At 64.7% G+C, this 22,022-nt stretch carries 17 protein-coding genes and 1 pseudogene; 8 read left to right on the top strand and 10 right to left on the bottom strand.

What is annotated here, in order from left to right; translation table 11 throughout:
• Nucleotides 1-365: 365 nt before the first annotated feature.
• Nucleotides 366-3,140: an ATP-binding protein gene (locus tag IQ16_RS12365; protein ID WP_244635641.1), complete on the bottom strand. Its 2,775-nt coding sequence runs from the start codon at nucleotides 3,138-3,140 to the stop codon at nucleotides 366-368.
• A gap of 205 nt (nucleotides 3,141-3,345) precedes the next feature.
• Nucleotides 3,346-3,627 (bottom strand): hypothetical protein, encoded by a 282-nt coding sequence (locus tag IQ16_RS12360; RefSeq protein ID WP_018641404.1) that lies wholly within the window; start codon nucleotides 3,625-3,627, stop codon nucleotides 3,346-3,348.
• Between IQ16_RS12360 and IQ16_RS46525 the strand changes: the two genes are divergently transcribed.
• Both IQ16_RS46525 and IQ16_RS12350 read left to right on the top strand, forming a co-directional pair.
• Nucleotides 3,626-4,183 carry a hypothetical protein gene (locus IQ16_RS46525; protein ID WP_244635638.1) on the top strand — a complete coding sequence of 186 codons (558 nt, stop codon included), beginning with the start codon at nucleotides 3,626-3,628 and terminating at the stop codon, nucleotides 4,181-4,183. The two genes, IQ16_RS12360 and IQ16_RS46525, sit on opposite strands and share 2 nt — an antisense overlap.
• A 235-nt stretch (nucleotides 4,184-4,418) precedes the next feature.
• Nucleotides 4,419-4,652, top strand: a complete 234-nt coding sequence (locus IQ16_RS12350; RefSeq protein ID WP_018641406.1) for a hypothetical protein — start codon at nucleotides 4,419-4,421, stop codon at nucleotides 4,650-4,652.
• Between the two features lie 209 nt (nucleotides 4,653-4,861).
• Here the strand turns inward: IQ16_RS12350 and IQ16_RS12345 are convergent, their stop codons facing one another.
• Both IQ16_RS12345 and IQ16_RS12340 read right to left on the bottom strand, forming a co-directional pair.
• Nucleotides 4,862-5,743 (bottom strand): AraC family transcriptional regulator, encoded by an 882-nt coding sequence (locus IQ16_RS12345; RefSeq protein WP_018641407.1) that lies wholly within the window; start codon nucleotides 5,741-5,743, stop codon nucleotides 4,862-4,864.
• Nucleotides 5,744-6,109: 366 nt separating this feature from the next.
• On the bottom strand, nucleotides 6,110-6,838 hold the full coding sequence (locus IQ16_RS12340) for an IclR family transcriptional regulator (RefSeq protein ID WP_018641408.1): 729 nt from the start codon (nucleotides 6,836-6,838) through the stop codon (nucleotides 6,110-6,112).
• Nucleotides 6,839-7,172: 334 nt separating this feature from the next.
• Between IQ16_RS12340 and IQ16_RS47800 the strand changes: the two are divergent.
• From IQ16_RS47800 to IQ16_RS12320, 4 genes and pseudogenes are all read left to right on the top strand, one after another.
• Nucleotides 7,173-8,549 (top strand): annotated as a pseudogene (locus IQ16_RS47800) (ATP-binding protein); the annotation flags it as partial.
• A gap of 1,584 nt (nucleotides 8,550-10,133) precedes the next feature.
• Entirely contained in the window at nucleotides 10,134-11,342 is a 1,209-nt protein-coding gene (locus IQ16_RS12330; protein ID WP_026311751.1) for an ABC transporter substrate-binding protein, read from the top strand.
• A gap of 119 nt (nucleotides 11,343-11,461) precedes the next feature.
• The gene (locus tag IQ16_RS12325) at nucleotides 11,462-11,872 is read left to right on the top strand and encodes a helix-turn-helix domain-containing protein (protein ID WP_020607798.1); all 411 of its coding nucleotides are present in this window, start codon (nucleotides 11,462-11,464) and stop codon (nucleotides 11,870-11,872) included.
• 101 nt (nucleotides 11,873-11,973) lie between these two features.
• Nucleotides 11,974-12,657 (top strand): hypothetical protein, encoded by a 684-nt coding sequence (locus IQ16_RS12320; RefSeq protein ID WP_018641412.1) that lies wholly within the window; start codon nucleotides 11,974-11,976, stop codon nucleotides 12,655-12,657.
• On the opposite strand, the gene IQ16_RS12315 is transcribed toward IQ16_RS12320, so the two are convergent.
• The 6 genes from IQ16_RS12315 to IQ16_RS45105 form a co-directional block, all read right to left on the bottom strand.
• Entirely contained in the window at nucleotides 12,614-13,900 is a 1,287-nt protein-coding gene (locus tag IQ16_RS12315; protein WP_018641413.1) for an efflux RND transporter periplasmic adaptor subunit, read from the bottom strand. The genes IQ16_RS12320 and IQ16_RS12315 overlap by 44 nt on opposite strands.
• A complete protein-coding gene (locus IQ16_RS12310; protein ID WP_018641414.1) occupies nucleotides 13,897-17,079 on the bottom strand; it encodes an efflux RND transporter permease subunit in 3,183 nt (1,060 codons plus the stop codon). The genes IQ16_RS12315 and IQ16_RS12310 overlap by 4 nt, the downstream gene beginning before the upstream one ends.
• 64 nt (nucleotides 17,080-17,143) lie before the next feature.
• Nucleotides 17,144-18,049: an RNA polymerase sigma factor RpoH gene (rpoH, locus tag IQ16_RS12305; RefSeq protein ID WP_051122948.1), complete on the bottom strand. Its 906-nt coding sequence runs from the start codon at nucleotides 18,047-18,049 to the stop codon at nucleotides 17,144-17,146.
• A 183-nt stretch (nucleotides 18,050-18,232) separates the two neighbouring features.
• On the bottom strand, nucleotides 18,233-19,657 hold the full coding sequence (locus IQ16_RS12300; RefSeq protein ID WP_018641416.1) for a sensor histidine kinase: 1,425 nt from the start codon (nucleotides 19,655-19,657) through the stop codon (nucleotides 18,233-18,235).
• Nucleotides 19,658-19,671: 14 nt separating this feature from the next.
• Nucleotides 19,672-20,349 (bottom strand): response regulator transcription factor, encoded by a 678-nt coding sequence (locus IQ16_RS12295; RefSeq protein WP_018641417.1) that lies wholly within the window; start codon nucleotides 20,347-20,349, stop codon nucleotides 19,672-19,674.
• A gap of 74 nt (nucleotides 20,350-20,423) precedes the next feature.
• Complete coding sequence (locus tag IQ16_RS45105) at nucleotides 20,424-20,600, bottom strand: hypothetical protein (protein WP_018641418.1); 177 nt, start codon at nucleotides 20,598-20,600, stop codon at nucleotides 20,424-20,426.
• Between the two features lie 232 nt (nucleotides 20,601-20,832).
• Between IQ16_RS45105 and IQ16_RS12290 the strand changes: the two genes are divergently transcribed.
• On the top strand, nucleotides 20,833-21,078 hold the full coding sequence (locus tag IQ16_RS12290; RefSeq protein WP_018641419.1) for a hypothetical protein: 246 nt from the start codon (nucleotides 20,833-20,835) through the stop codon (nucleotides 21,076-21,078).
• A 272-nt stretch (nucleotides 21,079-21,350) separates the two neighbouring features.
• Entirely contained in the window at nucleotides 21,351-21,710 is a 360-nt protein-coding gene (locus IQ16_RS45595) for a hypothetical protein (RefSeq protein WP_018641420.1), read from the top strand.
• The last annotated feature ends 312 nt before the right edge of the window (nucleotides 21,711-22,022 follow it).

Raw genomic sequence — 22,022 nt, 5'->3', positions numbered from 1 at the left:
GCGCAGCTCTCCGCTCGAATGACATCAGTTTCCTAGCGGGGCGACGCCGGCGCGATCTTCCCAAACGCACCGTAAATTTCGCGAAGGCACGGCGGTTCACGTCGTTCTCGGCGGCCATCACGAATCCGTTCCGGCGTTCTGAAAACGGCCGCGAGGTCGCGGTCGAACTTGCCGCCGAGGCTGCGGGCAATCCGGATACAACCGCGCGGAATGGGAAGATCGCCCCGATCCATCAAAGCATGCTGATCCCGCAACAAGTTGCAGAACGTTCCGGAGCACGGGGGATGCGGCGCTCACCGAGGCCGCAACGGCATCCGATTGATCAATCGGATGACGTCCCCGGGGCATCCCACTGCAGCGAGAAGCTACGACGCCGAGAGTTCCGCGATCATTGCTTGCGCGCGTTTCAGGTCCGAAGTCTCGAAACCTTCGGTGAATTTGTCATGCACGGACGCAACAACGCGGCGTGCGTCCTCGGCACGGTTCTGACTCATCCTCAGCCGTGCCAGGCTGATCGCCGTTCGCAGCTCCCAGGACAGCGCGCCCTGCTCCCGCGCCACAAGGAACGCATTGTCGAAGGCCTGCTCGGCGGCGGCAACCGAACGGCATTCGCCCGGATGCAGCAACAACTCGCCCTTGATGCGCCAGAGCTCGGCTGCATACCAGCGCTCGTCCCTCGCCTCGCACCTGGCGAGCGCCTGGTCGGCGGTTGCGAGCCCCTGCGACACCTCGCCGGCCTCACCGAGGCATGCCGCCAGTTCGCCGAGTGGTAGCAGGAAGCGCGGCAGGAAGCGCGCCTCGCCCGCCAGCTCGAGCGCCTTGTGAAGCAGCGGCAATCCGGCGCCGACGTCGCCGTTTCGGACCATCACCACGCCGCGGAATGCACGCGCCCAGATGTTCCACAGCCGGATTGGATGACGTTCGGTGTGCTCGATCAGCATCGTGCAATAGCGCTCCGCCGCGCCGAGATCACCGGCAAGGAAGGTGACCGGGCAGGCGCCCTGGCCCAATATGCTGCAGAATGTCAGAGCGTGACCGCTCACCCGCCCTTCCTCGACATTACGCTCGACGACACTCAATGCCTGATCCGGGCGACCGAGCAGCCACAGAATGCGCGCCTGGAAATAATGCGCCGAAGCTCTCAAATCGAAGCGGAAGCGAATGACCTGCGGCTTCGCAGCGAGGTCCGAGAGGCGCGACAAGGTCCGCTGAATGTGATGATGCGCCAGTTTCTGATCTCCGAGAAAGTGCAGCGACGTGGCGAGCAGCCGGTCGGCCATCATCCGGTCGACGGAATTGCTGCAATCGGCCGCGGCCTCGGCGAAACGGTGTGCGAATTCGAGCGCCTTGCGGAACTCGCCATTGTTGAACTGATCGATGCATAGTCCCCAGAGCGCCCGCAGCAGATAGTCTCTGTCGCCGAGTTGTTCGGCAAGCTGCAGGGCCGCAGCCCAGGCAGGCCCGGCCTCCCGTGCTCTTCCGACGCCATACATCAATGCCCAGCCACGCGCGGCCGACAATTGCATGCGGAGCCGCGCTGCGTTGGCGGCGCTCTCGTCGAGGCTGCCCAAGGCCAGTTCGGTCCGCTCGCGGCATTCGGACAGGAGCGACAATTGGACCCATAGCGGAACCGCCGCTGCGGTCAGCGCCGCTCCGATCCGCGCGTCTCCGCCGGGCGAGAACGCCCAGTCGAGGCACGATCGTACGTTGTCGATGTGCCGGCCATAGAAGGCGAGCCACTCCGACTGCGGCTTCACCTCGCTGTCTGCTTCCGCATTCGCGAAGAAGCCGCAATAGTACTTCGCCTGACGGCGGGCCGCGTCGGCAGCTTCTCCGCCGGCATGAAGCTTTTCCATCGCGTAAGCGCGCGTGGTATCCAGCAGGCGATAGTATGGGCGGTCGCCCCTGATGTCGGCGAGGACGAGCGACTTTGCCACCAGATTGGCGAGCTGCCCGGTGACATCGCCGATGTCCTCGCCGGCGACTGCGATCACCGCTTCGAGCAAGAACTCCCCGGCAAATATGCCGAGCCGCCGCAGCAGGCGGGCCTCAGACTCCGGCAGCAGGTCGTAGCTCCAGTCGAGCGTCGCGCGCAACGTCTGCTGCCTCGGCAGCGCCGTACGCCGGCCGGTCGTCAGGAATCTGAACCTGTCGTCGAGAAGGGCGGCGATCTTCGGCGGACTGAGCATCGCCGCGCGCGCCGCCGCGAACTCGATCGCGAGCGGAATGCCGTCCAGCCGCCGGCAAATGGCGGCGACGGCATCGATGTTCTCGTCGTCGGACGCGAAGCTGGAACCCAAGGCCCTTGCTCGCGTCGTGAACAACTCCATGGCGGCATACGCGGATGCTGCGCCGGGTTCGAGCCGGGTTTGGGGCGGCACGCCGAGGGGAGTGACGCGATAGACATGCTCACCATCGATGCGCAGTGCTTCCCGGCTCGTCGCCATGATGGTGGTCTCGGGACAGCGACTGACGATGGTCTCCGCAACCTGGGCCACGGTGTCGACCACATGCTCGCAATTATCGAGAACCAGCAACAATTTCCTGGCACCGATCGCGCGTGCGATGGATTCAGGCGACATCTCTTCGCCTTCGAGCTTGATGCCGAGCACGCTCGCAACGGCGGAGCAGACGAGCCTGGGATCGGACAGCGCGGCCAGCTCGACCAGCAATCGATCCGCGGCAAAGCCGGCCGGCGGTTTTCTGGCGGCATCCAGCGCAAGCGCCGTCTTGCCGATTCCACCGGGGCCGACGAGGCTCACGACTCGATAGGCCGACATCAGCTCCCACAGATGCGTGGTCGCAGCCGTACGGCCGATGAGATTGAATGACGCGTTGGGGATATTGGTCGACGACAGCTGTGCGGGTGCGGCAGATTGTAGCGGGGCGTCCGTCTGCCTGATCTGCCACACGCCCACCAGGCGATAGCCGCGGCCGACCGTCGTGACGAGCATGTCGCGTCCCGAACCAAGGGCCTTCCGGATCGCCGCAATGTGCACGCGGAGTGCACTCTCCTCGACGAAGACGTCCTGCCACACGCGCTCGGTCAGATCGTTCTTGGTGACCAGTTCGCCCTGGGCCTGCGCCAATTCGGCAAGGATCTCAAAGGCACGCCCTCCCAAGGGAACGGGCGCTCCCATCGAGCGCAACTCCCGTCGGGCAAGATCGACTTCCCATTCCCCGCACACATACACGGGTCGCTGGCCTGGCTCAGCCATCATCGACAGCCCCAAGCGGTTCCTGGATCTCGTGCTCAGCCTACCACCAACCTTTCCAAAAAAAACACCTCGCCCGGAAGCCAATTCCGGCGTCAGCCTACGCTAATCATGCTTCGATGCGAAAATCTCAGCAGCCGCGGCAGATCGATCCTTCAAGCATCTTCTCGAGCCGGGCGTCTTCCTTGTCGATGGTCCTGTCCGTGCCGAGCAACGGCCCGCCGATCGCGCGACCGCCGCTCTCGGACGACGAAAGCGCGGTACCGAGCGAGTTCGTCCCGGGCCTGCCGGCACTCGTACCGAGCGCACCGCCGCTCGCCATCGACATCGACGAGCCGACGCCGCCGCGGGCAAGCGCGGCGCCGGAGAGAGCAAGGCAGGTGACGACGCAGAGAAACGAGATCAGTCTCATGGCTGCACTCCCAATTCTGTATGACCTGAATCGAGAACTGGGCGCCGCGCGCGATTTGACCATGCACGATCGCGCGATCGTTTCTGACATCGGTGACAGGATTCCATGCGACACGCACAAGGTATTCGTCGATAGCCTGGGCACCATGTTCTGCACTCGGCCATCTTCTCGCGAGCGTGATGCACGCGCACGGGTTTTGCTCGCAGGGCGACCTATATATCTCGACATAGAAGACAATTTTCGGAAACGCCACCAGCCGAGCAGCGATCCTCGCCAAGCGACCCTCCGCACGAGACAACAATGGAGAATCGCTATGAGCGCATTCAAGATCCTGATCGCTACGGCACTGATCTCAACAGCAACAATTTCATCGGCTTCCGCCGCCTGGTCCTTCGCCGACCAGGAGCCCGCGGCCTATGCCTCGATGTATCCCGACCGCGACGTGCTGAATGGCGGCGCGTTGACGCCGGCAGGACGTATGGGACTCGAGCGCCCCGGTGGCGCCGCCCCCGTATTTGGCGTGGGCCAAGTTCACGGCTATCACTGGCGCCGATGACAAGGCGGAGCGAGCAGACACGATGCAGCCTGCGGATACAGGCAACCATTGTTCGCGAGCTCGAACGGAGCCCGACAGCGTCATGCGCGCGCAATCGCCATGGATATCGCGCGCATGACTCCGTGCAAAGGCGAAAATCATCGTTCGTTTGATACTGCGGATCGAGAGCACGCATACACATGTCTGGCGAGCGAGCCGAGGCGTTCCCGGCGTCGCTTTGTCAAGGAGACGTACGATGACGACACTGAAACTGCTCTCGGCCGGACTGATCGCCGCGGCGATGGTTGCTTCCCCGGCGATGGCGCGCGAAGGCAATACGAATGCGCGCAGGACGAATGCCGATGCCTACGCATCGGCGCAACGTGTTCCGGTCACCTCAAAGCGCAGCTGCGCGCGGGCTCCGGATGTCGGCGCCTATGCAACTGCCCCGTGGCGCCGTCCGCCGTGCGAGCCCACGTCCGGTTACTGAGCGATAGAGCCGGACGAAGCTCCTTCGGCGCGACGCAATCGCACGCACTGAGTCGAAGCGGATCGTCACAGGGACTCGAGGCTTTCCATCTCACGCAGGAAGGAGGAATGGCAGCTCCTCGTGATGCTGTCATTCCTCCGATTCCGATTCGACAAATGCCCGATCGTTCGCTCTGTCTCCGTCGCCGAACGGGCGATCAAGGACCGCCATCAGGGAAGATTGTCGCGACTTGGCAGGACAATGTCGTACGGCAAAGTCCCCGTAGTCTCGAAACCCGCCGCAGCCGCGTTTCGCCATCGGCTGGGCGTGTCACCGGTGAAGCGCCTGAACGTTGTCGTGAAGTGGGCCTGGCTCTGAAAACCCACCGCGAGCGCGATTTCGACAACCGTCATCTCACAATTCCGCAGCAAATCCTTGGCCCGCCGTATCCGCTGTCGCAGGATGAACTCGTGCGGCCTGCAGCCCGTTGCCGCCCGGAACTGCGCAGCGAAATGCATGCGGCTCAAGCCCGCGGCCGCCGCCAGATCCGCCAGCGCGATCTTTCGGCAGAAATGATTGTCGATGTAGTCGAGCACCCGCTTCAGGCGCCATTTCTGCAGCCCCCGGATCGGCCTCTCACTTCGCTCGCCGGGCTTCGACTGCCCCTCCGACTGCAATGCGAACAGTCTGGCGAGGACCGCAAGCCGCAGCGCGTCGGCACAAAGAGCGGTGTGATCCTCCTGCATTCTCTCGACAGCGAGGAGAGCTTTGGACAGGCTTTGAAGCACAGGATCGTCGGACGACGCATCGTGAAGTCCTGCGCCGGCTCCTTTACGGGTGATGAGCGCCAGCCTCGCAGAGCTTAATCGGATCCCGGACGCGGACTGCGGCGGGATTTGAACGTGCAGCCGGCCACGCGCCGAGTCATGCGGTGGCATCCCGGGATGGCGCTGCGGGTGCGCATCGATGGCAATGACCAAGGCGAGTTGCTCAAAGGCTATTGTACTCGCGTCCCGGACCGCGAGGCCATGATCGCGCGCAACGGCAGCATGACCGACCGCATCCGAGAGCGAAGCGAACGACGCCGGTGCGATGGCAAACGGCAACCCCACTCCTCCTTCATCCGCGATGGTCGTTGCCGGGACGTGTCCATCATTCGGTCGTCGCGAGGGTTGGGGCATGATCACGACTCTTGCTGTGTTACTCGGACTAGAAAGGAGGGCTGCGCAGGCCTGGCGTGCAGGCGACGGAGCTCTTCGATTGCGTCGAGGGTAGCAAGGTGAGAACCGCTCGCCAGTTAAGAGACGCAAAATCAGGAATCTTCAGGTACTCCGGTCTTCACGGAACCGCGCATCGGATTCGCAAGGCGGGGAGCGGCGCGATCGGTCGATCTGATCGCTCGATCAATCCATTGGCGATACCGATCATCTCTCGATGCCGCGAATGCAGCACCTGACGGAGTCCAGAATGATGACGATCTAGGTTGCGCTGCTGTGAAGGTGGGCGGCAAAAGCCCTGAGCTCTTCCTCGGCGATCTCCCACCCTGAGTGAGACAGGGTCGCCGGACCCGAGCAGGCCAGAGCGGCCGGACGAATTCCGAAGCACCCGGCGGGAAGTGGAATCGCGATGCTGCGCAGACCTTCGGCATATTCCGAGAGCGTGCTGACGAACCCACTCTCCCGGGCGTGCCCGATGTCCCACATCAGGGACGACAGCGTGGTGCGGGTGTTGGATGCCAGAGCGACCAGTTTGCCGCGGCACAACTCCTCCACCTCGGCATCGGCAAGCTGCGACAGGATCGCCTTTCCGGCCGCCGTGGCGTGAAGCGGCACCTTCTCTCCCAGCATGCACCGCGACGTCAGCGGCGTCGACCCTTGCCTGCTTGCAATGACAACCATCGCGCCGCATTGCAACGCACCGACATCCGTCGTCAGCCGCGTCGCCGCGCTGAGCTCTTCGACCTTTTGAATGACGACGCCGCGGAGCTCGCTCGCCGCGACGTAGACAGACGCAAGCTGCACCGCGAGCACGCCGATGCAGAAGCGATCGTCGCCGGTCCGCTCGAGCATGCCGATTTCGGTCAGGGACACCAGGAAGCGATGCGTCGTACCGTCGTCCCAACCGAGATGGCGCGCGATATCCTGCAGTCTGTAGACCGTGCATGCAGCACGTCCATCGACGACTTCGGGAATGAAGAGCTGGAGCAAGCTGCCGAGCTTCTGAACGGTTGGAACACGAAATCCCCTGCTCTGCGCTCCTCCGTGATCGCGTTTTCCGTTTCCTTCAGCCGCCCCTTCCACTTTCGTCATCTCCGATCGCCGTCACGAATTCGTGTAGCAAACGATCAGTGCGTCGATGCCTCCATCACGTCATGATGGAACGCCGACTACTGAGAAGGTCTTCTTGACACGCCAACGATGTTCCCTGTACGACACACACGCGCATTCACGCTTTCAAATTCTTGCCAAGGATCGGTGATTTCCGGGTGGGTCCATTGCCTTTCACCGGATCACGGCAGTGAAGCTGATCCACGGACCCCCTATGTCGCCTTCACAGGCTGGTCGAACCTACTCTTTCAAGAACTGGCTCATCGATTGCCAGCGCAGGGAACTGAGGTACGACAACATCGCTGTACCGATCGGAAGCCGCGCATTCGAGATCCTCGAGAGATTGGCGGGTTCCGCCGGCCACCTGGTGACCAAGGATGACCTGATCGTAAGCGTCTGGTCAGGCCTCTCCGTCGAGGAGAACACACTGCAGGTCCATATATCCGCGGTCCGCAAGGCGCTCGGCGCGGATCGCGATCTGCTCAAGACGATCTCCGGCCGCGGATATACTCTCGCGGGGACCTGGCGAAGCGGACAGCCGGATCACTTCGCAGCCACACCGGTATCCATCCCGACAGACTTCTCGTTCGCAAGCAACCTGCCGAACACGCACGCGCCTCTCATCGGCCGCGAGGATTGCCTGAACGAGCTGGCCGACGTGTTGTCCGCGTTCCGGGCCGTGACCCTGGTCGGCCCCGGAGGCATCGGAAAGACGAAGCTTGCGGTCGAGGTCGCGCACCGTGTCGCATCCTCATTCGACTATTCCGTTGCGCTGGTCGAATTCGCGACCTTGCAGGATCCGGCACTCGCGATATCCGCGACCGCCCGCGCCTTGAGGCTCGTCTTGAACGACAAGGAAGTCTCGGCCGCGGGCGTTGCCCAGGCCATCGGCTCGCGCCGTCTGCTGCTCGTCCTCGACAATTGCGAGCACGTCATCGACGTCGCCGCGCAGATCGCGAGTGCCGCGCTTCGCTATTGTCCGAACGTCACCGTTCTCGCAACCAGCCGCGAGGCCCTCCGCATCGAGGGCGAATACGTCGCTGCGATCCCGCCGTTGTCGGTTCCCCGTCTGGACGTGCGCGAGCCGGACCTGCTTCTGCAGGAAAGCGCCGTGCAATTGTTCGTCGCTCGCACGCGGGCGTTGCGCACGAACTTTTCTCCTGATGCGGAGGACCTCGTCAAGATCGCGGCGATCTGCCGCCGGCTCGACGGAATTCCGCTCGCGCTCGAGTTTGCAGCCGCCCGGGCCGCAAATCTCGGGGTGGATACCGTATCGCTTCGCCTCGACAAGCGCTTCGAGCTGCTGAGCGGCGGACGCCGTGATCAGCTGCCCCGGCACCAGACGCTACGCGCGACGCTGGACTGGAGCTACGATCTGTTGTCGCCGGAAGAGCAGCAGCTGCTTTGCCGGCTTGCGATGTTTCCCGCCGGCTTCACACTCGATGCAGCCATCGCCATGGTGGACGAAGACGCAGCGCGGCCTGATGTCATCGAGACCCTGTCCAATCTGGTCGGAAAGTCCCTCGTTTCCCTGGATCCATCCTTCGACGGGCGGTGGCGCCTGCTGGAGAGCACCCGCGCCTACGCGCTGGAGAAGCTGGCGGAGGCAGGGCTGGTCGAGCACGCCGCCCGGCGGCAGGCAGACTTTCTCAGGCAGCTCATACAGCCGCCCCGGGGCAGCCCTGCAGCCTCCGACGACTTCTCCCGGCTCGCTCAAGAGATCGGAAACGTGCATGCGGCGTTGGATTGGGCGTTCTCGCCAAGCGGTGATGCCGCACTCGGGATCGCGCTGACGGCGGGATACGTCCCGGTATGGATGCAGTTGCTGTCCTTCGCGGAATGCTCGACCCGGATCGAGCATGCTCTTGCACATTTCAACCCCGAACTGGCCTGCGATCCCGGGCTCAAGGCGCAGCTCTATGTCGCGCTGGGGTTCGCGCTTCTCAACACGACGGGCTCGGCGGATCGCATGAAGGCGGCACTGAACATCGGGCTCGTCCTCGCCGAGGAGCTGCGCGACCTCGAGCTTCAGCTCAAGGCCGTCTGGACGCTGTGGAGCTACAACCTCAATTCCGGCCAATACGGCGCGGCCAAGGACGTCGGCGAGCGATACCTCGAGATCGCGCTGCGCACCGGAAATGCCGCCAACGAGACGGTGGGCCGGCGCCTGATCGGCGCCGCGACGCACTTTTGCGGCGCGCAGGAGGATGCGCGACGTGAGCTGACCCTGTCTCTGGATCGTTCGGCGCATGGGTTGAAGGACGGCACGAACCAGATGTGGTTCCTGCTGAACCAGAGCGTCCTGGCCAAGGCCATGCTGGCGCGCGTCCTGCTGCTGCAGGGAAAGATTGCTCAAAGCAGATCCCTGGCCGCCGAATGCCTCCAGGAGGCGGAGAGCGAGAACGACAAGCTTGCGATGGCATACGCCTTGCGGAATGCCGTCTGTCCGATTGCATTGATGACGCATGATCTCGATGCGGCCGATCGCGCGATCTCGTCGCTCCTGAAGCTCGTCACGCGCGAGGGCATCGCTTTCTGGGCGAGCTGGACATCGTGCCTGAAGGGGCAGCTGCTCATTCTGCAGGGCGAGCATCGCGACGGAATTGCGCTGCTGCGCGATGGATTGAAAGCGCGGGCCGAGAACGGATGGCTGATGCGCAATCCCGAGTTTCTCGGATCGCTCGCCGAGGGCCTGTTCGCGATCGGCGAGAACGCACAGGCCCTGGCCGCCATAGAGGAAGCCCTGAACATGTCCCGGCAAGGCCGGCAGTTGTGGTGCCTTGCCGATCTGCTGAGGATCAAGGGCGAGGTTCTGCTGGCCGAAAGCACATCCGATACCGCCCGGGCGGAAATGCTGTTCTCGGAAGGACTGTCCGTCGCACGAGAGCAGCAGTGCCGCTTCTACGAGCTGAAGGTTGCGGCGACCTGGGCGAGAATCATGGCAGGGTCGAAACGCCGCCAGGCGGCACTCGACCTCGTCGGTCCGCTCAGCGCCCTGTTCGATCCGGAAGTCGATCTTCCCGCCCTCACCTTCGCGCGTGGCCTTGCCGCTAGACCGGGCATCGCTGCATCGCCCGGCGACCGCCCCCCTTCTCCCACCTGCCACTAGACCTTGCAGCGACGTGGTCAGGGCAACTTGTCCCGCACGTTCGTTCAATTCTCGGGACCGCACGCGATGAGCATCTCCAGACGACAGGTTTTGGGCGGCGTCGGCGCGTCATTATGTTCGCCCGCCATCATCCGCGCCCAGGGCACGCGACCGATCAGGATCGGCGAAATCAACTCCTACAGCAGCGCGCCGGCGTTCACGTTGCCTTATCGCCGCGGCTGGCAGCTGGCGGTCGAGCAAGTGAACGCCGCAGGCGGCCTTCTCGGTCGCGAGCTCCAGATCATCAGCCGGGACGATGAAGGCAAGCCGAGCGTCGCGATTCGTGCCGCGGAGGAGCTCGTGCGCAGGAACGGCGTCGATCTCCTGGCGGGGACATACCTGTCGAATGTCGGATTGGCGATCAGCGACTTCGCGCGGCAGAACCGGATCTTGTTCGTGGCGAGCGAGCCGCTGACGGACGCGCTCGTTTGGGATCGAGGACACCGATATTGTTACCGGCTGCGCCCCTCGACATACATGCTGGCAGCCATGCTGGTGGAAGAGGCGGCGCAACTGAAGGCGACACGATGGGTGACGATCGCGCCGAATTACGAGTATGGACATTCCGCCGTCAAATGGTTCACCGAGCTTCTCAGCCGCCGGCGTCCCGACGTCCAGTTCATCGACAGCCAGTGGCCGCCCCTTGGCGCAATCGATGCAGGGGCGGTCGTGAACGCGCTCGCCCAGCAGAAGCCCGAGGCGATCCTCAACGTGACCTTCGGACCCGACCTTGCGAGGTTCGTCCGTCAGGGCAATGATCGCGGCCTGTTCGAGGGGCGAGACGTCGTATCCTTCACGACCGGCGAGCCCGAATATCTGCATCCCCTCGGACAGGACGCTCCGAAAGGATGGATCGTGACCGGTTATCCCGTAACCGAGCCTCTGGGCGAGGCCAACAATGAGTTCGTTGCCGCCTATTCGGCGAGATATGGCGAGGCTCCGACGATGGGCTCCGTGGTCGGCCATGCCCTTATCAGCTCGATCACGGCGCCGATCGAGCGGCTCGGAAGCCTCGACACCGAAATGATGGCCGACGGCTTTGGCAATGTCGGCTTCACGACGCCGTTCGGGCCGGCGAGCTGGCGTTCGATCGATCACCAGAGCACGATGGGTACGTTCGTCGGCCGCACAGCCCTCAAGGGCGACAAGGGTGTCATGGTCGACTGGACTTACCGGGACGGCGGAACGATGCTTCCATCGGACGCCGAGATTCGCAAATTGCGCCCGTCGGCCTGAAGCGCCTGTAGATCCCTCGCAACTTTTGCGTCGCTTCAGGAATCTTCACGGCAACGACAAGGACATGCGCAGCCGCTTGGCTCATGGTGCGGCCCTGACCATGATGGTGGGGGCCGCAGATGATTCCCGAGCCGGATTCGCATGATCAAACGTCTGGCACGTTGCGCGGCGGACCAGGCGCGGGCGGCTCGGCCCGGCCGGTTCTTGCCGAGTGGCAGTTGCGGCGCATCAGAGAGGCGATCGAATCCACCGATACGCCCTGGACGCTGGAAGCCATGGCAGCGCTGGTCGGCATGAGCCCGGATCGCTTCTGCAAGCGCTTTCGCGCCGCGACGGGATTTCCGCCGCATCGCTGGCTGATGCTGCAACGGATCGAGCGGGCCAAGCAACTGCTGGGCGATGGGAACCTCACATTGACCGACATCGCCTATGCCTGCGGCTATGCGAGCTCCGCACACTTCTCGACGAGCTTCGGACGCGCGACGGGCACGACACCGAGCGAATATCGACGGCTGCACGTCCGCGCATAGTTGCGCAGCCCCGGGAGGCGATTATCGCTGCGCCGCGCACTCCTCAGCAGCCCGGCGGCAAGACCGGCGAAACTCCGGGCGTTGGTGCCGCACCTGTTGCGTTGGCCGGCAGCATCATTGCAGGCGACGTCAGATTCATCGTCATCCCTTCCGCGCAGGCCGACGCGTTGGGGCTGGGTGCGACCGCGGCGTTTGGATCGATGCCCGTGCCGCCGGCGTCGGTGATCGCCTGCGGGATCGTACCGGGCGAGGGTCCGGCCGGCACGTCCGCGATCGAGAGCGGCAAGGATGCAGCGCTCACGACAGTTCCGCCCGGCATTGAGCTGCACGCGGTGGCCGCCGCCGTCCCCGCCGGCGCAGCCGCGGAAACTGTCCCGATCGAGCTGGTGTTTTGCCCGATCGGCGGCGCGATCAGCGCCAAACTGCCTGACGCCGCCAATCCCGTGCTCGATACGGTCGGGGTCGCCGGCACAGGCGTCGGTGACGTCGATGGTGGCGCACAGACGACGACCGTACCCGGCGTCGTCGGATTCAGGGCGAGCGGAACAGGTGCCAGCGTGGTGTCGGGCGCGCCCTGTACAGTCGCTGCGGAAAACGGTCCCGGGCTATTGAGCGGTGACGTGACGATCGCGCCCGGCACGGTCGGAAGGTCCATCGCCGTGCTGCCGGTCGTCGCCACCTGGGCTTTGCTGGCAGAGCAGCCGAGCAACAGGGCAGCGAGCGCCGCGCACGCGATCCGGATCATGTCTGCGCCCCCTGGCTTGCATCCTGCTTGCGAATGGTGACCTTGCTGCCCTCAGTCAGATTGACCGGCGGATTGAGCACAACTTGATCGCCGGGGTGCACGCCTTCACGCACTTCTATCGACGTGCCGAAATCCCGCGCGATCGAGACCTTCTGCAAATGAACGATGCCGTTGCGCACGACCGCGACATGAAGGCCGTTCTGATCGAAGACCAGCGCATCGGCCGCAACCGACACCGACGGCGTCTTGCTCGGAATCGACAGCTCGACCGTGCAGTAGATGCCGGGATTCAAGGCGCCGTCCGGATTGGGGACGTCGATCTCGGTCAGCAGCGTACGACTTCCCGGCTGCAACGCGGTGGCGATGCGTGTGACCTTTCCCGGAAAGGTCCGGCCCGGAATCTCGGGGACGCGAATTTCGGCATCGACGCCCGGCGCCACGCCGAAGGCCTCGTCCTGCGGCACGAAGACCTGGGTCCGGATCACGTTCGAATGCATCAACGTGAACATGAAGGTCGACCCAGCCGAGACGAGGCTGCCGTTATCCACGTTGCGTTGCGTGATCACGCCGTCAAACGGCGCCACCACGCGCTGATAGGCCTTCTCCTGTTGAAGCACGCGAATCTGCGCCTCCTGCGCCGCGATGTTCGACTGCGCCACGTTCACGGCCGCCTGCTGCGCGCGCAGGGTGAGACGGTCATTGTCGCCCTGCTGGGCCGTCAACCAGCCCTGCTTGACCAGATTGCTGTCCCGCGCATTGGTGACGTCGGCAAGCTCCCGGCTCGCCTGCGCCTGCTGCAACGCGGCCTGGTTCTGTGCCAGCGTCGCCTGCGCCTGCGCGATTTGCTGGTCGAGCTCCGGCGCGGTGATCTCCGCAAGGAGATCGCCCTTCTTCACGCGATCGCCGATATCGACGTAGCGCTTCTCGATGTAGCCGCTGGCCCGCGCGAAGATGTTCGCCGCTTCGAATGCCGTCGTAGTCGCCGGCAGCGTGACCTTCATGAGGTCGCCGCTGGCACGGACCGTGGCCACCCGAACCTCCGGAATGGCGGTCCTGGCCTGCTCTGCCGATACAGCAAGATCGCGTGCGGCCTGATAGTGCCGCCAGCCGCCGACGCCGAGGCTACCCGCAAGGAGCAGGAGCACGGCGCCGCCGAGCCAGGCGCCGCCGTGCCGGCGCCGTGGCCGCGCGTCCTTGCCGGGCAGCTCCACGATGCGGCCGCTCTCCGGATCAGGCCGGCCGCTCACGTCGTCGCTATTGGTCCGTACGCGAACATCGCTCATTCCGGTTGCTCCTCGAATACGCCGTGCTGAGCCTTGCCGTCATTGCCCTTGCGCAGCCAGGCGAAGAGATATGGCACGATCAGCAATGTCGTCGGCGTCGCGAACAGCAGTCCGCCGATGACGGCGCGGGCGAGCGCTGCGTTCTGTTCCTCGCCCGGGCCTCCGATCGCCATCGGGATCATGCCCACGATCATCGCGGCGGCCGTCATTAGCACGGGACGGATACGCGTGCGGCCTGCACTTAGCGCAGCCCCGAACGCCGACTGCCCCTTCAGTTGTGCCTCACGCGCGAAGGTCACGAGCAGGATGGAATTGGCCGATGCAACGCCGACCGCCATGATCGCGCCCATCAGCGACGGCACGTTCAGCGTCGTCCCGGTGATGAACAGCATCGTCACGATGCCGCAGAAGGTCGCCGGCAGCGCCATGATGACGACGAAGGGATCGCCGAAATTCTGGTAATTCACGACCATCAGCATGTAGACCAGGATGGCGGCAAACAGCAGCCCGATGCCGAGATCGCGGAACGATTGATGCATGCTCTGGATCTGGCCCAGGACCTGGATCGAATTTCCCGGCTGGAGCTGCTTCTGAAGCGTCGAGGTCACCTTGTCGATCTCGGCCGCGACGCTGCCGAGATCGCGCCCCTGCACGCTCGCATAGACGTCGTACACCGGCTGGACATTGGCCTGGTTCAGATTGGTCGGTACGGTCCCGCGCTTGAAGGTCGCGACATTGCTGAGCAGGCCAGGCACCGTCTGTCCGCTTGCGGCCAGCGAGGCCGACACCGGCGTGTTGCCCAGCGCATTGAGTGAATTGGCGCGGTACTCCGGCGTCTGCACGGCCAGATAATAGGGGATGCCCGACGTCGGATCGGTCCAGAAGTTCGGCGAGACCTGGGCGGACGAGCTGAGGCTGACATTGATGTTGGTCGCCACCGTGCTGGCGTTCAGTCCCAGTTGAGCGGCCCGGGTCCGGTCGATGTCGGCATAGAACGCCGGTGCATCCACCTCCTGCTGGAGATGCGCATCGACGATCCCGGGAATTGCAGCGAGGCTCTTCCGCAGTTCCTGCGCCACCGACAGATTGTTGGCGCCGTAGCCGACGGTCCTGATATCGATCTGCGCCGGCAGGCCGAAATTCAGGATCTGGGTGACGATGTCGGCCGCCTGGAAATAGAAGACGTCTTCGGGGAAGGCCTCCGGCAGGACCTGGCGCAGCTTCTTGACGTAGTCCGCGGTCGGCCTGTGGCCGTCCTTGAGCGATACGAGGATCGTTCCGTCGTTCACCCCGATCGTCGAGCCGTCGGTGAAGGCCAGATTGTAGGGACGCGCGGGCAGTCCGATATTGTCGACGATCAGCCCGCGATCCCGGTCCGGAATGACCTGGCGGATCTTGTCCTCGACCGCCTGGAAGATCGCCTCGGTGCGCTCGATGCGGGTCCCGGCGGGCGCACGAACATGGAGCTGAATCTCACCGCCGTCGATCAGGGGATAGAAGTCCCTGCCCACGTAGACGAACATGACGGCCCCGAGGGCCAGCACCAGCACTGCGGCGACCGGCACGATGCTGCGCCGCCGGAGCAGGGTCATCAAGAGCGCGGAATAGCCGTTGCGCAGACGCTCGAAGCCGCGTTCGAACGCGGCCGAGGCGCGCGAAAACAGCCCGGACGGCCTCTCGCCCTCGCCATGGCGCCGCTCGCCCTTCAGCAGCAGGCCGATCGTGATCGGCGTGAGCGTCCGCGACAGCACGTAGGACGCCAGCATCGCGAACACCACGGCAAGGCCGAGCGGCGTGAACAGGTACTTTGCCGGTCCTTCGAGGAATACGACGGAGGTGAAGACGCAGCTGATCGCGAGCGTGGAGACCAGCGTCGGCACGGCGATCTCGGCCGCACCGTGCAGCGTCGCCTCCGACAGCGGCATCCCCTCCTCGGTCCACAGCCGATGCGTGTTCTCGATCGTCACCGTGGAATCGTCGACCAGGATGCCCACCGCGAGCGCCAGCCCGCCGAGCGTCATCGTGTTGAGGGTCTCGCCCAGGAAATGCAGGACGATGAGCGAGGACAGCATCGCGAGCGGGATGGAGATCAGGACCACGAGCGTCGAGCGCCACGATCCCAGGAAGACCAGGATCATCAGCGCCGTGAGACCCGCGGCGATCGCGCCTTCGCGCAGCACGCCGTCGACCGAATGGGTGACGAAGACCGACTGGTCGAACAGCTCGCTGATCTTCAGCCCGGCAGGAGCCGACGCCCGGATCGACTTCAGGGCATGTTTGACACCGTTGACGACGGCAAGCGTCGAGGCGTTGCCGTTCTTGATCACGCTGAGCAGGACCGAGCGATGGCCGTCCTCGCGCACGATGTTCTGCTGGACCTGCGATCCGTCGCGGACCTGGGCGACGTCCTTCAGCAGGATGGTCGCACCGTTCGCGAACTTGACCGGGATCATGTTGAGATCCTTGATCGAGGCGGGCGTCGCGTTGGTCAGAATGGCGTACTGGGTGCCGCCGATCTTCGCCGTGCCCGTCGGCAGCGTCAGGTTCTGGGTGTTCACCGCATTGACGATGTCGAGCGGCGTCAATCCGCGCGACAGCAGCTTGTTCGGGTCGATATCGACCATGATCTGCCGATATTTGCCGCCCGCAGGCGTCGGCAGCGTCACCCCGGGAACGGGAGCCAGCTGCTGCCGAATCCGGTAGATGCCGAAGTCGTACAATTGCTGCTCGTTCAATTTGTCGGACTCGAGGCTGAGCTGCAGCACCGGCACGCTCGATGCATTGAACTGCACGATGACGGGCGGTTGAATGCCCGGCGGCATCAGGGCGCGGATGGCGTTCGTTGCCGAAACGATCTGCGAGATCGCTAGGTCGAGATTGACGTCCGGCTGGAAGTAGATCTTCTGAACCGACAGGCCGTTGAGCGTCTGCGCCTCGATGTTCTTGATGCCGCTGACATTGGCGCTGATCGAGTACTGGCTGTACGTGCTGACGCGCTGCTCCATCTCCGGCGTCGAGAGGCCGGTATAGCTCCAGATCACCGTGACGACCGGAATGCGGATCTCTGGAAAGATGTCCGTCGGCATCGACCAGACCGCGATGCCGCCGAGGAACAGGATCAGGGCCGCGAGCACGTAGAATGTGTGCGGAAACCGGAGCGCGAAGCGGACAATTCCCATGATGACGAATGCCTGAAGCAGTTTGCGCGAAATCTCTGTTCAGATGGCGGCGACGCGCGACCGTTCAAATGAAAACGCGTTCAGCATCGCTGGCGGTTGGCGCAAGGGATGGTGATTGCGTGGCAAGGATGGCGGCGCGCCGGACCTTGGCAAAGGCGCGAATCTCGATTTGCCGAACGCGTTCGCTGGAGATCGAAAGCTCCCGGGCGAGTTGATCGAGTGTCGGAGGATGCTCCGCGAGCCGCCTCGCCTCCAGCACGCGCCGCTCACGCCCCGTGAGGGCTTTCAGTGCAATGCGCAGGGCGCCGGCCCGGCGCTCCGTCTGATCCTGATCGGCAAGGATGGTCTCGGCGTCGCTCGTCTCGTCCACGAGCATGGCCTCCCACTCGGCACCGTGCTCGTCGTCGCCGACCCGAGCATTCAGCGACAGGTCGCCGCGCAGGCGGCCATCCATCTCGATCACATCACGCGCGGACACTTCGAGCTTGACCGCAATCGCCTCGGCGACTTCGGGCGTGAGCCCCGCCATTGCACCGCCGGCGGTCTTTCTCATCTCGCCGCGGAGCCGGAAAAACAGCTTCTTCTGGGCTGCCGTCGTGCCAATCCGGACCAGCGACCAGGAGCGCAGGATGTAGTCGTGAATGGCGGCCTTGATCCACCATGTCGCATAGGTGGAGAACCGCGAGTTTCGGCCTGGCTCGAACCGCGAGGCGGCGATCACGAGCCCGAGATTGGCCTCGGCCATGAGATCGGCGAACGGCAGGCCGTATCCCCTGTAGCTCCGCGCGACCTTGGCGGCGAGGCGGAGATGGCTCGTGACCAGCGTGTTGGCGGCATCAGCGTCCCGCGTCTCCTGCCAGCGGCGCGCAAGCTGCTGCTCCTCTTCGCGCTCAAGCAGGTCGTAACGGCCGATGATCGTGGAATACGCATTGGCCACACCGGCCGATGTTCGCCGGCCCGGCACGTCCATATCGATCTTGCTCAAACCCGCCTGGCGTGTTGGCATCTCATGCTCCCACATTCGAACCGGCGAACGGAGCGTAAGAGGCCTCCGACTGACGGCGCCAGTAAATTGCACTTAACAAGCCTGAATTCGCTTTCAGAGATCACGCCGTGATTTCCGCTTCGCACGCATCGCGCACGACCCTCGCGGTCACATCGGCGCGAGGCTCGCGTGACGCGCGCGAGCCGGATCGGATGCCGCGGCCTCGCGTGATGTCTCCTCCGCCGGGGCGAAGATCTCCACCCGTCCGCCGGGCGCCGGGTAGATGGTCAGACGGAAGCCGTGCAGCTTGACGATGGCGGCGACGAGGCTCAACCCCAGTCCCACGCCCGGCGTGTTGCGCATCTTGTCGGAGCGGTAGAACCGCCGCAGCACCGCCTCGCGCTCCCCCGCGCCGATGCCGGGCCCGGTATCGCTCACGACGACGCGCGCGGCCTTGTCGTCGGACACCAGCGCGAGCGTCACCCGTCCACCGCGCGGTGTGAACTTGACGGCGTTGTCGACGAGATTGGCGATCGCCTCGAACAGCAGGTCCGGGTCGCCCCGCACCTCCGCCTTGCGATCGATGGCGACGCGAAGCTCGACGTCCTTGTCTTCGGCGATGGGTTCGTAGACGTCGCACACCTGCCGCAGGATCTCGTCAAGCGCGACGTCGCCGAATCCGGCGGTGCGGCTGCTGCTCTCGATCTCGGCAAGCCGCAGCAGCGCGGTGATGATCGCGAGCGCCTGGTCGATGCCGGCAATCGCCTTGTCCACGACGTCCTGAAGGTTCTCCAGCGTGGCCGCGTGCGTGCGGCCGCGCTCCAGCGCCAGGCGGACCCGCGTGAGCGGCGTCCTGAGATCGTGGGCGATGTCGTTGCCGACACCGGCCAGTGCGTTGATCGTCGTCTCCATCTCGTCGAGCATGCCGTTGACGATCCCCGCCAGCCGCGCAAACGGGTCATCCGTATTGGTCTGCGGCAGCCGCTCGCGCAGATCGCCGGCCACGATGCGTTGAACATGCCGGTTCACCTGCTCGACGCGGCGCTGGGCGCGGATGCTGAGCCAGGCCCCAGCCAGCAGGCAGAGGCAGAAGGCCGGCAGCAGGCCGAGCAGCAGCGCCTGCCCGACGACGATGGATATCTCGCGCGTCTCATCGACGTTCCGCCCCATCACCAGGATATGGCCGTCGCCGAGCCGCCTGCCGGCAGCCTTGACGACGGCATCGTGAGCGGCCTGCGGCGCGATCCGGGCGAGCCGCACGTTCTGCACCGGCTCGCCGAGATCGAGATGCGGCGGCAATCGCGCGATGTTGCCGGCAAGCCGGGTGCCTGTTCCATCGAACAGGCCGGCATACTGCACGCCCCTGGAATCCTGCTTGAGATGATCGGAGATCGCGTCATTGAGCCGGCCGGGCGGCAGCTCGGCCAGGAAGTTGAGCTGCGTTGCGATCATGCGGTCGGATCGCATGATCAGGTAGTCGTCGATCTTCCAGTAGATGAAGGCGAACAGAGCGGCGACGAACAGCGCCATCGCCGCCGCCACCGCCGCGGCCCAGAGGAAGGTGTTCGAACGGATGAACTCGATCTGGCGCATGATCCGCCGGCCTGTCAGCGAACGCGCAGGATGAATCCCGAGCCGCGAACGTTGTGGATGAGCTGGGTTTCGCCGGGGCCATCGACCTTGTGACGGAGGCGGCCCATGTGCACGTCGATGAGGTTGGTGGTCGCCGGGACGAATTTGTAGTTCCAGACCTCTTCGAGCAGCATCGCGCGCGTCAGCAGCTGATCGCTTCGTCGCATCATGTATTCGAGCAGGCGGAATTCGCGCGGCAGCAGGTCGATCTCGCGCTCGCCGCGCCGTGCGGTCCGCTCGATCAAATCGAGCTCTAGCGGGCCGGCATGCAGCGTCGTCTCCCGGTCGTCGCTCGGACGGCGCAGCAGCGCCTCCACCCGGGCGACGAGCTCGACCAGCGCGAACGGCTTGGTGAGATAGTCGTCTCCACCGACGCGCAAGCCGCGCACCCTGTCATCGACCGCGCCGAGCGCGCTCAGCACCAGCACCGGCGTCCTCACCTGATCCTTGCGCAGGGCCTCGATGACGGTGAGCCCGTCCATTCCGGGCAGCATGCGATCGACGATCAGGGCATCGGGCGAGGATTCGCGCGCGCGGTCGAGACCGCCGATACCGTCGGGCGCCCATCGTACCTCGAACCCACGCTCGGTGAGCTCGGACACGATCGCGTCGGCGGTCTCGGTGTCGTCCTCGATCAGGAGAATCCGCGTCATTGTGCTGGTCCCACGTACTGCGAGACGTTGAGGCCGGCGGCGAGGCACGGGGTCGCTGGTCCGCGACGACATGTTCAATACCCCTCCGGGCCGAACATGCGGGGCAGCACCGTCATGCGACGCGCCGCCGGCTCGTATTGCAGATAATCCCGTGCGGGACCGCGCACCATTAAATAGCGTGTCAAGGACGGACGTGCGGCCGCTGCCGGCGACGGCGCGCGCGCGACCGGATGTACCGTCGCCGTGATCATCTCTCATCTCCAAGCAGCAGGACGCTCCTACAGATATGCCCTTTGGGAGCCCGTTGTTACGCGCCGGCACCGCGAACATTGCCTGTTTGCACGATCGTGCTTGCCGGCAACGCCGCCATCACGGGCCGTTGAAGGCGGGTGAGCAATTCGTGCGTTTGGTTCACGCCCAATCGTACGCACCTTCCTCTCAGGCCGGCCTTGGACTGCCTGCTGTCACACAAGGAGAATCCCAATGACCACTCTCAAGCTGTTGTCGACCGGACTGATCGCAGTCGCCATGCTCGGGGGACCCGTCATGGCGCGCACCAGCCATGCGGTCACGCATCCATCCGCCATGCAAGCCGATCCGGTCGCATCGGAGGGGGTCGTCTATCAGGGCGGCCGCGCCTGCGTTCCGGCACCTCGTGTCGGCGCGTTCGCGACGGCGCCGTGGACCGGCAACAATGTTCCCTGTGAGCCGGGCACCGGCAGCTTCTGATCACGGCGACCTCGCGGCCGGGCGGGCGCCTCGCCCGGCCGTTCGCCGTTCAACGATGCGGGCGGGCCCGATCTCGGGCCCGCCATTGCTTTGCGAAGCGGGCCGGCGATGCGCCGGATCATCTCGTCGATGCGCAAGCGTTGCTCCTGACATCGAATTCAGTGGGACTGCCACGCGAGCTTCCTATCTTCTTTCACGTAGGGCTTGCCGACGGCACGAGGCGCAAGCGAACACATCGGCCGCCGCGCATCCGGACACGAAAGGAGTCCCTCATGAAACGAGCATTGATGATCCTGGCGACAGCGGCGCTTGCCTCCGCTCTGGCTGTCGGAACGGCCGAGGCGCATGGCGGCGGTGGCGGCGGCCACGGCGGCGGCTTCGGCGGCGGAGGCCATATGGGCTTTGGCGGCGGCGGGCATTTCGGCGGCATGGGACATGCCGGCGGATTCGGCGGCGGACACTTCGGCGGCGAGCATCTCGGGTTCGGCGGCCATGTCGGTGGCCTGCGCCAGCACGCGTTTCACAGCTTCGGCCACCACCACGCCGGATATGGATTCTACGGCGCCGATCCGGATTGTTATGACTGGTACGCCTATCATCCCTACCAGCCGCTGCCGCTGAGCTGCAGCTAGGCACTCATGCACGGTGTCGATCGGTCCGGGCCACACAATGTCGAAGTGCCGGCCGATCGCACCGCGCTGGTTCGAATGCGCGGGCGTCGCGACGCGTTGCGAGGCAACACGGCTTCGCATTCTCGCGGCCCATTTCGCCCGAGCTTTGCCTGGTCACTCCACCCTCTTCAAACCAAGAGGGCGCAGGGAAGACCGGGTGCTGACCTCGCACCCGCGGTCCGCTGCGCGAAGATGTAGCGCAAAGGAACCGCACAGCAGCATACAGGTGGTGCCAATCACTCGGCCTTCCCTGCGCGATGGTCGGACGGCTTA

This window comes from Bradyrhizobium huanghuaihaiense (genome assembly GCF_007830635.1).
GTDB lineage: Bacteria > Pseudomonadota > Alphaproteobacteria > Rhizobiales > Xanthobacteraceae > Bradyrhizobium > Bradyrhizobium huanghuaihaiense.
Note: the sequence above shows the minus strand (reverse complement) of the source record. Positions and strands in the feature narration are given on the sequence as shown.